Source organism: Bacillus sp. NTK074B (genome assembly GCF_017303375.1).
Taxonomy (GTDB): domain Bacteria; phylum Bacillota; class Bacilli; order Bacillales; family Bacillaceae_B; genus Rossellomorea.
Window position 1 is genome coordinate 113,336 of sequence record NZ_JAFKOH010000005.1, and the last position, 12,792, is coordinate 126,127.

Sequence of the window (12,792 nt, forward strand, 5' to 3'; positions counted from 1 at the left end):
TTAAAGCTGTCACGGTGTGGGGTTCCACTCCGTGGCAGCTTTTTCTCTGTTCATTTCGTGGCACATTGCGCAACGTGACCATATACTATTACATCATTAATAAAATGGAGAGGAGAAAACGACCATGACTCCTTCCTTACCTTCATTTGACCTCCAATTCCAACGTACGGATCTGTTGGAATTGGAGCGGGATGTATGGAGTGACTCACCTGTTCCGGCCCGATTAAACATAGAAGACACTACGTATGACATCGATATCCGCTATAGGGGTTCCTATACACGGGAATTGAAAAAAAAGTCCTATCATATAGAATTCAGAAGTCCGGGGGAATGGGCCGGATCTTCAGAAGTCCATCTCAATGCTGAATTATTCGACCCCTCCCACTTCAGAAACAAACTGTCCCTGGATTTCATAAGGGATTTGGGGATTCACACTCCAAACAGTCAACATGTATTTCTCACCCATGGAGGAGAACCCCTTGGTTTATATCTTCAGCTCGAATCGGTGGACGAAAAATATTTACGTAAGAGGAGGCTTCCACCAGGAACGATTTATTATGCCTTCAATGACCAGGCGGATTTTTCATTGAAGAAAAAAAGAGGTCTTACCTCAGGGTATCAACGGAAACTTGGGAAAATGCAGGATGATCAGCATCTTATTCATTTCATTAGGAGTATCAATGCATCTCCTTATGAGATACCGGAATTTTTAAACATTGAAAACTATCTCAGATGGCTGGCTGGAGCGGTTTGCACGATGAATAATGATGGATTCACCCATAACTACGCGTTGTATCTAAACCGGGATGACCACCTTTTTTCCATCATTCCGTGGGATTATGATGCCACGTTCGGACGAAAAGTGAATGGGGACGAGATGGAGTATGATTATGTGCCCATCACGGGAAAAGCGAAAAACAAACTTACGGCGCAGCTGATGGAGCGAACTCGATACAGAAAACGTTATAAGGATATATTGGAAGAGATTCTTGAGACGAAATTTAATGTGGATTACTTTGAAGACAAGGTGATGGATTCCCATTCTTCCCTGCGGCCGTATATCCTGATGGATCCTCACCTTCAAAGCGAGATCGATTCATATGACAGAGAGCCTGCCTTCATCTTTCAGTTCATTGAAGATCGTGGGGCTTTTCTGAAAAGGGAATTAAAGAAACTCTAACAAAAACACTGCGTGGGAAGCTCCCACGCAGTAAATTAACAGAAGGTATCTTTCGGTTTTGGAACAGACAAGCCAAACAGAGGACGAAGATAAAGAGCAAGGAATGTGCCAAGAAGAGCCAGGATTCCCCAGATGTAACCGTGCAGACTGAAGGACGCGATTCCCCCGAAGTAAGCACCAATGTTACATCCGAATGCCAATCGGGCACCGTACCCCATCAACAGTCCGCCAATGACAGATGCTGCGGCATTCTTTCCGGTGATCTTATTAAAACGGAATAGTCCGCCTGCAGCAGAGGCAAGAAATGCACCAAGGATGACACCAAAATTCAATACGGTTGTAGAATCAGCAAAGATTGATGCTTGAAGAGCTTCTGCATTGGCACCAGACCAATAGCCCCAGCTTGCAACATCTACCCCGAACACTCCGGCAACCTTTGAACCCCAAAGGGCAAAGGCAGAAGTGATTCCCCACGGATTCCCCCTCGTCATGAGCGTAAGGGCATTCAATATCGCGAGCACGATGGCAGCGGCGAATAGCGGCCATGAACCACGGAAGATCCGCTTCCATCCATTTGCTGATGAAAGCTTTGCCATGCGCGGTGAATTCTTCTTCTTTTCGATCTGAAGGGTGACCCAGGCAACCAGGCCAAAAAACAACATAGAAACGACCCACGCCCCGAAATAACCCAGTCCTGTGGAAGTCGCCAGTGAGATCGGTTGAAAGGAAGGGAGCTCCTCTGTCCAAAATGGAAGATGAGCTGCACCCACAGTAGCACCCACGATAAAAAATAATAGTGTGATGAACATGACGGAACGTCCCCCGCCAATCGCGTAAAGGGTACCGGAAGCACATCCTCCCCCGAGTTGCATGCCGATCCCGAACAAAAAGGCACCTACAATCAAGCTGACACCGACTGGTGATACATAGCCTGTCGCTTCACCGCCGAAAAACGTGTAGCCTGTTGCGAGGATCGGTGCAAACAAGGTAACGGCAACGGCCAGCATCAGCATATGGGACCGCATAGCCTGTCCGTTCCCTACAGACATCACCCTGCGGAAGGCAGAGGTGAATCCAAATCTCGCATGAAATAATGTATATCCTAACAGAAGGCCAAGAACGAGTAGCACGGTTTGGGACGCGTCTTGTGTAAAGAGCAGATAAAGACCAAGAACCGCTGTGACGATCATACCGAAAGCCACCAATCTAGTCTGGGGCGGATTCAATTCAGCACTCGCTTTCTCTGGACCTTTTTGTTCATTAATCGGTTGAACATAGTCAGCCATAACAAATCCTCCTTAATCTCATCGGTTTGGTTTGAATTTATTTTACAATACTAAGGGATTCAATGGCTTCTGTCAAAACTTGAGCTTTTATCAAAAAAAACCGCTTGTGAAGGCGGTTTTTCTTCTATGATACAAGTGCCAGCATGATAGGGATCGTCACGATACTCAAAACGGTCGTGACCAAGGTGCTTGCAGACACTAAATCAGGTTCTGTATTGAACTGAAGGGAAAACATCGTCGTGTTCGCAGCAGTTGGCATACTGGCCAAGATGATAAGGATTGAACTCAATGTCGGGGAGATCGGCAGCAGGGATACGATGGCTAACGCCAGGATGGGTGACGCCACCATTCGCAGGATCACGATGAACGATAGCGCACTCCGCTCCACCTTCCTGCCCCCAAGAGTCGCCAACTGCATCCCGAGAACCACCATGATCGTAGGGATCGTGGCTTGTGAAATCAAATCGATCGTTTGATTTAAGAACAAAGGGACCTTAAGAGGAAGAACCTGAAAGGCAAGTCCAATGACCGCTCCATGCAGGATCGGCATTTTGACGATCTTCATCCAGATTTCTTTTGAATCCCTCGCCTTGTCACTTCCACTGATGGCATAATATAACCCGATCGTATTCATGAGGAACGACTGAATCACCATCATGATGACCGCGTAGCGAAAGCCGAGCTCACCAAACCCGAACAGAATGATCGGCACCCCATAATTACCTGAATTCATAAATACCCCTGAAAGAATCATGGCTGATACCTTCTGCTTTGAATAGCTTCTGACCCGGGCAACTATCTTAATAAAAACGATCAATATCACACAAAGGGCGATACAAAAAAGAAAAATATACAGATAATCCATATTCAGTTCATTCTCATAAAAGGTCTTGAAGGCAAGAAACGGATACATCAAATAGATGGCCATCTTGGATATCGAATTGATTTCGAATCCCAGCTTCTTTTGACCGATAAATCCGACGAGAAAGACTAATAATGCAGGTAGAACAATCAGAATCACGTCCATGTATGTCACCACAATCTATTAAAATGAGAGGAGGTTTGACTGGTATAGTCAAACCTCAGTGTATCATATTTACAATAATGGAATAATCAATCCGGCCAGAAGCAGGATCAATGCACCCCCAAGCCGGGAAGAAATCTGGGCAAATGGCATAAGCTCCATTCGTTTGGATGCGGACAAAACGGCCACATCCCCTGTTCCTCCCATATTCGCCATGCACAGTCCCGCGGTAATCGCTGCTTCTATAGGATAGAAACCAACCAGTTTTCCAAGGATGGCCGCACCGATGATTGCCCCTAATACCACCCCAAACACAGTAAGGATATATTGGAGGGTCAGCGCTTCAAGGACCGTATTTAAATCCGTGTAAGCGACCCCTATCCCGAATAACAAGGCAAAGGTCCAGTTATTGGCCACAAACTGATACCACTGACTTGCTCCCTCTACTACATTTTGAGGAATGAGATTTGAAATCTTCGCAACTGCCACGAGAATGATCATGATGGCGTAAGGATGAAGAGGAAGAACGGAACCAAGCAACGTACCCACTGTAAAGAATGTAAGAGCAGCGAGTAATCCTACCCCCATCTTCTCAATGTTATACTTCTGCTTTGTTTTCTCATAAGTAAAACCTTTCATCAGCTGACCGTTTCCACTTAATGAAGGTACCTTTTTCCCGATAATATCAAGAACGGATGCTAAAATAATGGCAAACACGTTCCCTAATGCCAGGGCAGGTACAAGCATGGAAATATAATAGCTCGGATCATTCCCCATCATTTCTGAATAGATTTGACTCATAGGAACGGCTCCGGCTCCCATGCCCCCTCCCATGATCGGCATCGTAATGACAAGGATGGCTTCTTTAAGGGTAAAACCTACAAGAGAACCGAATACTCCTGCTATAATCACGGCCCCAGCTACCGCTCCAAAAATCGGCAAAAAATAGCGCAGTCCCACTTTAACCAGAACCTTTGAATTCATTCCTAAAATACTGCCGGTGATTAAAGCCGCAATATAGAAATTCAAAAATCCGACTGATTTCATAAAGTCTGTCATGGACGTGACCGCTGCTTCAGGAAGCAAACCGGAATAGACCATAAAGGCAGATCCGAATATAGCAATGATCGCTCCACCTCCGAGGAAGGTTTTCACAAGCGGCGTTCGGTCCCCTACCCATCCAAATAATTCACCCAAAATCATCATGACGAGAAGACTCCCGATCATCCCGCCAGGAAGGTTTCCCGTATACAAACTGGCAAGTGTTATTCCCGTAAAGACCAGGAACCAAAGAATCGGGATATTAAAAATCTGTAGGGAGCGTTCTTTCCCCAAAGTCACGTTCTCTATCGTTTCCTCATTCTTATATGCAAGTGTTGACGCAGCTTGTCCCATCTTTCTCATCCCCTTTATCGTAATAATAGTGCGAACCGAACTGTTAACTGTGCCCCAGCGCTTACTCCCCCATGGAATCGCCACTTGAGTAACCGCTTACACTATATCCTCATTTTATGAAACCGTTTTACCAAATCAAAGATTATGAAACTATTATTTGTTTTTTGAAATTAAAAAAAGCAGCCGTGTCAGCTGCTTATACATAACGTTCCATTCTCTCGATATTCTTTTTATTCAATGTATACTGATAGACCGGCCTTCCGACTCCATAGATCAAGGTTTCATCCACGACGCAGATATCCTTCAGAAACCTGAGGTACTTTCTGATTGATACCCGTGAGATGGACGTTACGTCTGCCAAATCATCTGTTGAAAACGACTCTTCTTCGAAACTCACAATCTCATCGTAGATAGATGCTAATGTACTTCTCGTCAACCCTTTAGGAAGGGGCACCTTATCCCCGGTATCTCGTACAGCCTTTAGTAAAAGTAGATCCAGTTCTCCCTGTCCGATGGTAGAATGCTTTTGAAACATATGATTACTCTCCCGATAAGAGGTCAATGCTTTTTTAAACCGTTCAAATTCAAAAGGCTTGATTAAATAATCCACCACCCCCATCCGGAGGGCATTTTGAATATGATTGACTTCTGATGCAGCTGTGATGAGGATGACGTCGGTCTCCCGCTGCTCCATACGTATTTTCTCCAGCAAGTCCATCCCTGTTCGCTTCCCAGGCATATATACATCCAATAAAATCAAGTCAATTTTACACTGTTTTAATTCCACCAGTGCATCTTCAATTGAATTCGAGATTCCGATTAAGTGAAAACCTTCGATTTCTTCCAGATACCTTTGATTAAATCTGGCCACCATCGGATCATCCTCCACGATCAATACATTAATCATTCTTCTTCCTCTCCTTATATGGAGCCTGGACAATCATCGTCGTCCCTGAACCTACCTTCGATTCAACATGAAGGTTCCCATTCAATTTACCGAGGCTCTCTTTCACTAAGAAAAGACCGTACCCTCGTCCTTCCCCCTTTGAAGAAAATCCTTTGGTGAAAAGGTCCGCGACTCTATCATCAGGTATTCCTAATCCAGTATCGGTCACGATCATTTCAAACTGCCCTTCTTCGTAAAATAACTCCATGAGTACTTCCTTTTCATAACGATCCAAGGTTGCTTCAATACTATTATCCAAGAGGTTTCCAATCACGGTAATCAGCTCATGGGTCACGTCAGAGTCCTCTGGTTCTGGAATGAAGTCATGACACTCGATGGTTAACGATACGTTCTTTTCCCTGGCATAGCTTAATTTTCCCATGATAAAACCGGCAAGGGCAGGGTCTTTCACTTTCGACGTCACCATACTCACTTCATCGACACGTAAGGAAACCAGTTCTTTCACATAACGGTCTAAATGGCGGTAATCTTTCATCTTAATCAACCCCATGATCACATGTAGTTTATTCATAAACTCATGGGACTGGGCACGGAGCGCTTCCGCGTATGTTTGTACACCCGTTAGTTGTTCTGCTAATTGATTCACTTCTGTCTTATCCCGAAAGGTAGAAATGGCTCCGACTACCTCATCATTGACGATTAATGGAACCCGGTTCACGAGTATAGAAATCCCATTGATTGTCTGCTCTTCGTCAAGCTCGGGTTTTCCCGTCCCCATGACTCGCTCTAACCTTGAGTGCGTCATATATTCCTTAATCGGAATTCCTATCGGATCAGAGCTCAGTCCCGCTTTATTGAAAATTTTCAGGGCTGATTTATTCACCAGGGAAATGGTGGTATCCTTATTCACAGCCACCACCCCTTCATGGACCGACTGAAGCATCGTATTCCGCTCTTCCAAGATCTTTGAAATGGCGATGGGTTCAAGTCCAAATAATATTTTCTTTATGTATCTGGCAATGATAACAGCCCCAATGATCCCTACGAATATTCCAATGGCGGATCCCAGCAATATATTAGAGTGACTTTGTTTCAGAGCTTCCTCTACGCTATTCAGGGAAATCCCCACAGCCACTGCTCCTATCTGTTCGTTTTCTTCATTATACACCGGGGAAAAAGCTCTGACCGACTTGCCCAGAGTCCCTTTTGAGATGGACAAACTTTCTTTTCCTTTCAGAACATCTTTTTCATCCCCGCCGACGAAGTGCCTGCCTATTCGTTCCGGCTCTGGATGAGACTTCCTTATTCCTTCCATATCCATCACCACAACGAATAAAACCTCTGCCGATTCCTGAATATCCATGGCGTATTCTTGTATACGATCTTCATTTTCTTTATTTTCAAGACCACTTTTCACAATCGTCGAGTGCGCAACCGTCCTGGAAACGATCTTCGCTTTTTCTTCGATGTTTGTTTCAATGCTATCATTGATTGTTCTTGAAATGAGCAGGTCTGTTATGACCAGGGAAACAAGGACCACAACACAGACAAAGAGTATGATGATGGTACTGAGGTTAAGCTTATTCTTTTTCAAGGGAGTCACTCCAGAGTAATTATTTATCATTCCTAATTTTACACGTTTTCTGGTGTTTAAAAAGGGCCTTAACAAAAAGAGGCCCTCTGAGGAACCTCTTTTGAGTTGCGCTAAAAGTACTCTACTAGAACCTTTATGGGTGAAATGTTTCCTGTATCCAACTCTCCAAAACACTTTGGTAACTCTTGGAACTTAATCGTCTTTTCAAACAGCCTGCTCAAATCCGAATCCCTTTTCTTTATCTGATTAAAATACCATTGGGCATGCCTGTGGTAATCCCAGCCATCACTTGAACCCACGATCTTAAGCTCTTTGCGGTAGAAGTCAGATTGCAAATGAAACGTTTCCTTATTCCCATCGGATAATATGCATAATTCCCCTTCATGCTTCAGCGCCTTTTGCAGTGCCTTGAATGCATGGTTGAAACCCGAGCACTCTAATCCATAATCATAGAAATCTCTTGGGCAGCCACTTTGATTTTTATAGACGGTTTTCGCACCCAGCTTTCTTGCTAATCCGCCTCTGGAACTGTGGGGTTCTACCATATCAATGTGACGAACGTTCATATACTCTTTCAGATAGTAGACCGATAATAGCCCAACCGTTCCGGAACCTGTCACCAACACTCGATCGTTCTCGTCCGGGTTCAACTTGAGGACACCTTTTGCTGCATCACATGATAATATCACGAGCAACGCGTCTTGATGCTGGATACCTTTTGGAACGAAGATGGCTTTGCTTTCTTTCACGATTCCGTAATCCTTATGTCCGAAAAACGCCACAGCCCGGTCACCGATATTGAACCCCTTGACTGTTTCCCCCGTTGCTATCACTTCCCCATAGCTTTCATAACCGGTTTCTTTCGGATAGGACGGCACGTGATCAGTGTGATCCGTTTCATTATATTGAGGTAATTCAGCCCCGATGCTGATGGCTCCTGCCAAGGTTTTAATAAGAATTTCATCTTCTTTTAACGGCGGTATGGTTTTGGTTGTCCATTGTAGTGTCTTTTTGGCTTTTAATTGCAGTGAGGTTTCTATCATGTCGTATTTCCTTTCATTCGCATTCATTTTTATGTGAATATGTATCAAATCGTCTTTCAAAAGTAATAAGTTCTATAAAAAAGGCTAGATAAGTAAGGAATAATTACAATAAAAAAGCTTCTCAAAACTATAATCCCTTAATAGTAATATGTGGTTGAGAGTTTTATTTTCAAAACTACTACTTTTATTTTCAAAAATAGAATTATATTTTCAAAAAGCACCACTTTTATTTTCAAAACTAAAAATATATTTTCAAAAATGATTTTCCTCCAGCTTCCCTCATAAAAAAGACCCGCCACCAGAGCCAAACAACTCCACCAGCAGATCTTTAACTTGCAAAAAACATCAATACCTCATTGCAATAGCTGCAAAGCAATATTTCTTATTATTTTCCTTTGAACTCCGGCTTCCGCTTCTCACTGAATGCCAATAACGCTTCCACCCGATCTTCGGTTGGGATTGTGATTTCGTATGCTTTTCGTTCAATCTGTAATCCTGTCTGCAGATCTACATTCATCCCATTCTTTACGGAAAATTTTGCCTGCTGGAGGGCTACCGGTCCGTTTGCCAGCATCGGTTCTACGAATGCATGAACCTCATTTAGGAAATTCTCTTTTTCTACTACTCTTGTAACCAGCCCGATTTCGAGCGCTTCTTCGGAGGTTAGTCGTTTAGCCGTCAGGATCAATTCCAATGCCTTGGATTCCCCAACCAACCGTGGAAGTCTCTGTGTCCCTCCTGCTCCCGGGATGATGGCCAGGCTCGTTTCTGTTAGTCCCATTGTCGTGCCTGCTACAACGATTCTGAAGTCACACGCCAGAGCCAATTCCATCCCCCCACCGAATGCATAACCGTTCATGGCAGCGATGGTTGGTTGTGGAAGGGTGGCGACAGATTGAAAGACTTCACCAATCTTGTAAACGTTCCGAATGACCTGTTGTTCAGTCAAGGTTTTTCGTTCCTTAAGATCCGCTCCGACTGAAAAAGCTTTTTCCCCGCTTCCTGTAAAGATAACGACCCGGACGTCAGGGTTGATGCGGAGTGCTTCGACTACCTGCTGAAGCTCATTCAGTGTATCGTAATTAAAGGCATTCATTGCATCCGGGCGATTGATGGTGACCGTTGCAACGTTCCCCTTTTGTTCTAGTAAAATGGATTCCATGTTTGTTCTCCCCTTTGTATAAGTGTTTCCTCCTTATGTATGATTCGACACGAACCGCGAAAACCCTTTCATTATTTAAAAGGTCTGAACACTTCTAGGGTGAATGCATAGACTATTCGTGACATCCACCCATAAAGGAGTTGTAAGATAATATGTATCATCCATATAATCAAAATCCGTACTCCCAACATCAACAGACGAGCCAAAACGTCAATCAGTACTATCGTGAAACGAAGAGCCTTCCAGATCAATGGGTTGACTACATCCAGCCACTTGTGACCCGTGCCTTATCAGAAGTAGAAGAAGGCATTAATCTGACTCACCTTTTCCAGGAATTCATCTTATCAGGTGTACTGGTCGGGCAAGGATTCACTCCTGAACAGGCAATCGAGCAGGTAGAGACATGGGAAAAAGGTGAATCCAAGCTGTTGCAGGCCAGTAAAGCCATGAAATGAAATAAGAAGATGCTCAAGTCCAAGACTTGAGCATCTTCTTGTATTATGATTGCAGCACCTGTTCTTTCAGGGCTCTTCTTAAGATTTTACCGGTTGTATTCTTCGGAAGTTCATCCAGAAACTCGATGGAGGACGGAAGTTTATACTTAGCAAGGTGTTCCTTACAATAATCCAACACCTCATTTTCGGTTAAGGATGGATCGTTTTTCACAACATAGCTGATGACGGCTTCACCTTGTTCGGGATGCGGGACACCGATGACGGCTGCTTCCACGATACCCGGATGATTGTACAGAACTTCTTCGACCTCCCGTGGATATACATTGTATCCTCCCACTATAATTAGCTCTTTCTTGCGATCGACAATATAGAAGTAACCATCCTCATCCATACGGGCAAGGTCACCAGTATATAACCAGCCGTCACGGATCGTGGCAGATGTCTCTTCTTCCATCTTGTAATAGCCCTTCATGACATTAGGCCCTTTGACGATTAGTTCACCGACTTGTCCTACTGGAACTTCCTCTCCCATTTCATCCACGACCTTGTTTTCCAGGTTCATGATGGATGTACCGATAGATCCCGGCTTTCTTGGGCGATCCAGTGGATTAAAGCAGGTGACCGGTGAGGCTTCGGATAAACCGTACCCTTCAGAAATCATGACGTTGAATTTCTTTTCAAAGTTCTTAAGTAAGGCGACAGGTAAGGATGCACCGCCTGAAATACAGAGACGGAGAGAGGATAGATCTTCTGGATTTCCTTCTGGATACTGAAACAGGAAGTTGTACATAGTAGGTACTCCTGCGAATACGGTCGGCTGATGCTTCTTCGACAATTCAAAAATGGCTTTCGGGCTGAAACGGGGAACAATGAGCAAAGTGGCTCCCCTCAACAACGGTGCATTCAATACCACAGTCAAACAGAAGACATGGAACATCGGAAGAGCCGTAATCACGGTGTCGTCTTCATTCATTTTCAAATAGCTTCCTACATCCGTTGCGTTGGAATAAATATTTTTGTGAGTCAACATGGCGCCTTTCGGTTTCCCTGTCGTTCCTGATGTGTAAAGGATGATGGCCACTTCATTTTCATCGACTGACTCACCCTTGAAAACAGGGTTCCCCTTCCCAAGTACATCTGTAAACGATTTCATTTTAGGATACGCAAGAGAAATCTGATCTAAATCAATCCCCCTTGCCCTTTCGTCCCCTGATTCACAAAGAATGAAGTGCTCCACATCAGTCAACAGATGCTGCATCTTTTCAATCAATGGTACCAATAAATCAAGTGTGACGATGGCCTTCACATCCCCGTTTTTCAGGATGTAGCCAATCTCATCCGGTGTATAAATCGGATTGATTGGAATGACCTTCAACCCGAGGCGCAAGGCGCCATATAGGCCGATGACAAAATGAGGTGAATTCCCTAATACAAGTGCGATGTGATCCCCTTTTTTCAGACCCAGCTGCTCAAGGCCACTTGCAAATTTTGAGACAGCACCATTCAATTCCCCGTATGTACTTGAGGTATTTAAAAAATGATAAGCCGTTTTATCTGCTTTCTCCTGAGCAATTTGATCTAACACTGTTGCAATATTCAATTGTATCCCTCCCCCTTTTCGTTAACTGAATGAATGGTCATTCATCTAATTATTAAAAGTATTCAAAATATATTCTATATAAAGAAAAGTATTAATACAAGTATTATGGATAAAAAAACCGCCCAAATTGGGCGGTTTTTCCATCAATATTAATACACCAAATCCACAAACTCATCCTTCGTCACATTTCCGAAATAGTGTTGAATATCAACACCCTCCAATGCAGCCGCAATGTCTTTTCGTTCATAGCGGGTGCCGATCAGCTTTTCTTCGATATCATCAACATTACCGACCCCGAAGAAATCGCCATAGATTTTACAGTTTTCAATTTTACCCTTGTTCACTTCAAGACGTACATCAATGGATCCGACAGGGAATCTGTGAGAGTGCTGAAGATTAAATTTCGGCGATTTACCATAATTCCAATCCCAGTTCTGATAGCGCTCTTTTGAAAGTGCATGGATGTTCTTCCAATCTTCTTCCGTCAGGATATATTCTTCCACGTCGCTTCCGTCAAAGATATAATCCAGAAGGGTTGAGCGGAACTCTTCAATGGTCAGTTTCTCTGAAAGGAATTCCGAGATATTGGCCACTCGGCTGCGAATCGATTTAATCCCTTTTGATTCAATCTTGTCCTTTTTCACCCGAAGAGCTGAAACAACGTTTTCCATTTCAGAGTCGAACAGGAGTGTTCCATGGCTGAACATGCGACCTTTCGTGGAGAACTGGGCGTTACCGGAAATCTTCCTGCCTTCTGCGATAATATCGTTACGACCGCTAAGCTCCGCCTTCACTCCGAGCTTATGAAGCGCCGTTACAACAGGCTCAGTGAATTTTTTAAAGTTGTGGAAGCTCTCTCCATCATCCTTCGTGATAAAGCTGAAGTTCAGATTCCCTAAGTCATGATAAACGGCTCCCCCGCCGGAAAGACGGCGAACGACATGGAGACCTTGTTTCTCCACATAATCTGTATTGATTTCCTCTATTGTATTTTGATTTTTCCCAATGATGATGGAAGGTTCATTGATATAAAATAATAAATAACTCTCATTAATATCTAAGTTCTTCAGTGCATATTCTTCAATAGCAAGATTGATTCTTGGATCCGTGATCCCTTTATTATCGATAAATAACATCTTTCTTCCT

Annotated in this window: 11 protein-coding genes; 2 read left to right on the forward strand and 9 right to left on the reverse strand. The window is 43.8% G+C overall.

The features are described 5' to 3' along the window. The first annotated feature begins 124 nt into the window (after positions 1-124). Positions 125-1,180: a CotH kinase family protein gene (locus JI667_RS10195; RefSeq protein ID WP_206852710.1), complete on the forward strand. Its 1,056-nt coding sequence runs from the start codon at positions 125-127 to the stop codon at positions 1,178-1,180. 35 nt (positions 1,181-1,215) lie between these two features. Here the strand turns inward: JI667_RS10195 and JI667_RS10200 are convergent, their stop codons facing one another. The 7 genes from JI667_RS10200 to JI667_RS10230 all read right to left on the reverse strand — a co-directional run bounded on the left by JI667_RS10200 (position 1,216) and on the right by JI667_RS10230 (position 9,591). After that, on the reverse strand, positions 1,216-2,466 hold the full coding sequence (locus JI667_RS10200; protein WP_206852713.1) for a YeeE/YedE family protein: 1,251 nt from the start codon (positions 2,464-2,466) through the stop codon (positions 1,216-1,218). Between the two features lie 124 nt (positions 2,467-2,590). Continuing rightward, positions 2,591-3,493 (reverse strand): AEC family transporter, encoded by a 903-nt coding sequence (locus tag JI667_RS10205; RefSeq protein ID WP_206852715.1) that lies wholly within the window; start codon positions 3,491-3,493, stop codon positions 2,591-2,593. A 69-nt stretch (positions 3,494-3,562) separates the two neighbouring features. Further along, on the reverse strand, positions 3,563-4,885 hold the full coding sequence (locus JI667_RS10210) for a 2-hydroxycarboxylate transporter family protein (RefSeq protein WP_206852717.1): 1,323 nt from the start codon (positions 4,883-4,885) through the stop codon (positions 3,563-3,565). A gap of 196 nt (positions 4,886-5,081) precedes the next feature. Beyond that, positions 5,082-5,792 carry a response regulator gene (locus tag JI667_RS10215; RefSeq protein ID WP_206852719.1) on the reverse strand — a complete coding sequence of 237 codons (711 nt, stop codon included), beginning with the start codon at positions 5,790-5,792 and terminating at the stop codon, positions 5,082-5,084. Then, complete coding sequence (gene dcuS, locus JI667_RS10220) at positions 5,785-7,386, reverse strand: DcuS/MalK family sensor histidine kinase (RefSeq protein ID WP_206852729.1); 1,602 nt, start codon at positions 7,384-7,386, stop codon at positions 5,785-5,787. Before dcuS ends, JI667_RS10215 begins: the two co-directional genes overlap by 8 nt. Before the next feature lie 110 nt (positions 7,387-7,496). Beyond that, complete coding sequence (locus JI667_RS10225) at positions 7,497-8,429, reverse strand: zinc-dependent alcohol dehydrogenase (RefSeq protein ID WP_206852730.1); 933 nt, start codon at positions 8,427-8,429, stop codon at positions 7,497-7,499. A gap of 385 nt (positions 8,430-8,814) precedes the next feature. Continuing rightward, entirely contained in the window at positions 8,815-9,591 is a 777-nt protein-coding gene (locus JI667_RS10230) for an enoyl-CoA hydratase-related protein (protein ID WP_206852731.1), read from the reverse strand. Between the two features lie 152 nt (positions 9,592-9,743). Here JI667_RS10230 and JI667_RS10235 point away from each other — a divergent pair, with 152 nt between their 5' ends. Continuing rightward, positions 9,744-10,046 carry a hypothetical protein gene (locus JI667_RS10235; RefSeq protein WP_206852732.1) on the forward strand — a complete coding sequence of 101 codons (303 nt, stop codon included), beginning with the start codon at positions 9,744-9,746 and terminating at the stop codon, positions 10,044-10,046. 43 nt (positions 10,047-10,089) lie between these two features. Here JI667_RS10235 and JI667_RS10240 read toward each other — a convergent pair whose 3' ends face one another. Together JI667_RS10240 and JI667_RS10245 are read right to left on the reverse strand one after the other, a co-directional pair. Then, on the reverse strand, positions 10,090-11,646 hold the full coding sequence (locus tag JI667_RS10240) for a fatty acid--CoA ligase family protein (RefSeq protein WP_206852733.1): 1,557 nt from the start codon (positions 11,644-11,646) through the stop codon (positions 10,090-10,092). Between the two features lie 149 nt (positions 11,647-11,795). Next, entirely contained in the window at positions 11,796-12,782 is a 987-nt protein-coding gene (locus JI667_RS10245; protein WP_206852737.1) for a lipoate--protein ligase, read from the reverse strand. Positions 12,783-12,792: the final 10 nt, after the last annotated feature.

Bases quoted from the DNA above. Each gene is read 5' to 3' on its own strand.
- JI667_RS10245 (WP_206852737.1), bottom strand. From the start codon at position 12,782: ATGTTATTTATCGATAATAAAGGGATCACGGATCCAAGAATCAATCTT.
- JI667_RS10210 (WP_206852717.1), bottom strand. From the start codon at position 4,885: ATGGGACAAGCTGCGTCAACACTTGCATATAAGAATGAGGAAACGATA.
- JI667_RS10195 (WP_206852710.1), top strand. From the start codon at position 125: ATGACTCCTTCCTTACCTTCATTTGACCTCCAATTCCAACGTACGGAT.
- JI667_RS10235 (WP_206852732.1), top strand. From the start codon at position 9,744: ATGTATCATCCATATAATCAAAATCCGTACTCCCAACATCAACAGACG.
- JI667_RS10200 (WP_206852713.1), bottom strand. From the start codon at position 2,466: ATGGCTGACTATGTTCAACCGATTAATGAACAAAAAGGTCCAGAGAAA.
- JI667_RS10205 (WP_206852715.1), bottom strand. From the start codon at position 3,493: ATGGACGTGATTCTGATTGTTCTACCTGCATTATTAGTCTTTCTCGTC.
- JI667_RS10225 (WP_206852730.1), bottom strand. From the start codon at position 8,429: ATGATAGAAACCTCACTGCAATTAAAAGCCAAAAAGACACTACAATGG.
- JI667_RS10230 (WP_206852731.1), bottom strand. From the start codon at position 9,591: ATGGAATCCATTTTACTAGAACAAAAGGGGAACGTTGCAACGGTCACC.
- JI667_RS10215 (WP_206852719.1), bottom strand. From the start codon at position 5,792: ATGATTAATGTATTGATCGTGGAGGATGATCCGATGGTGGCCAGATTT.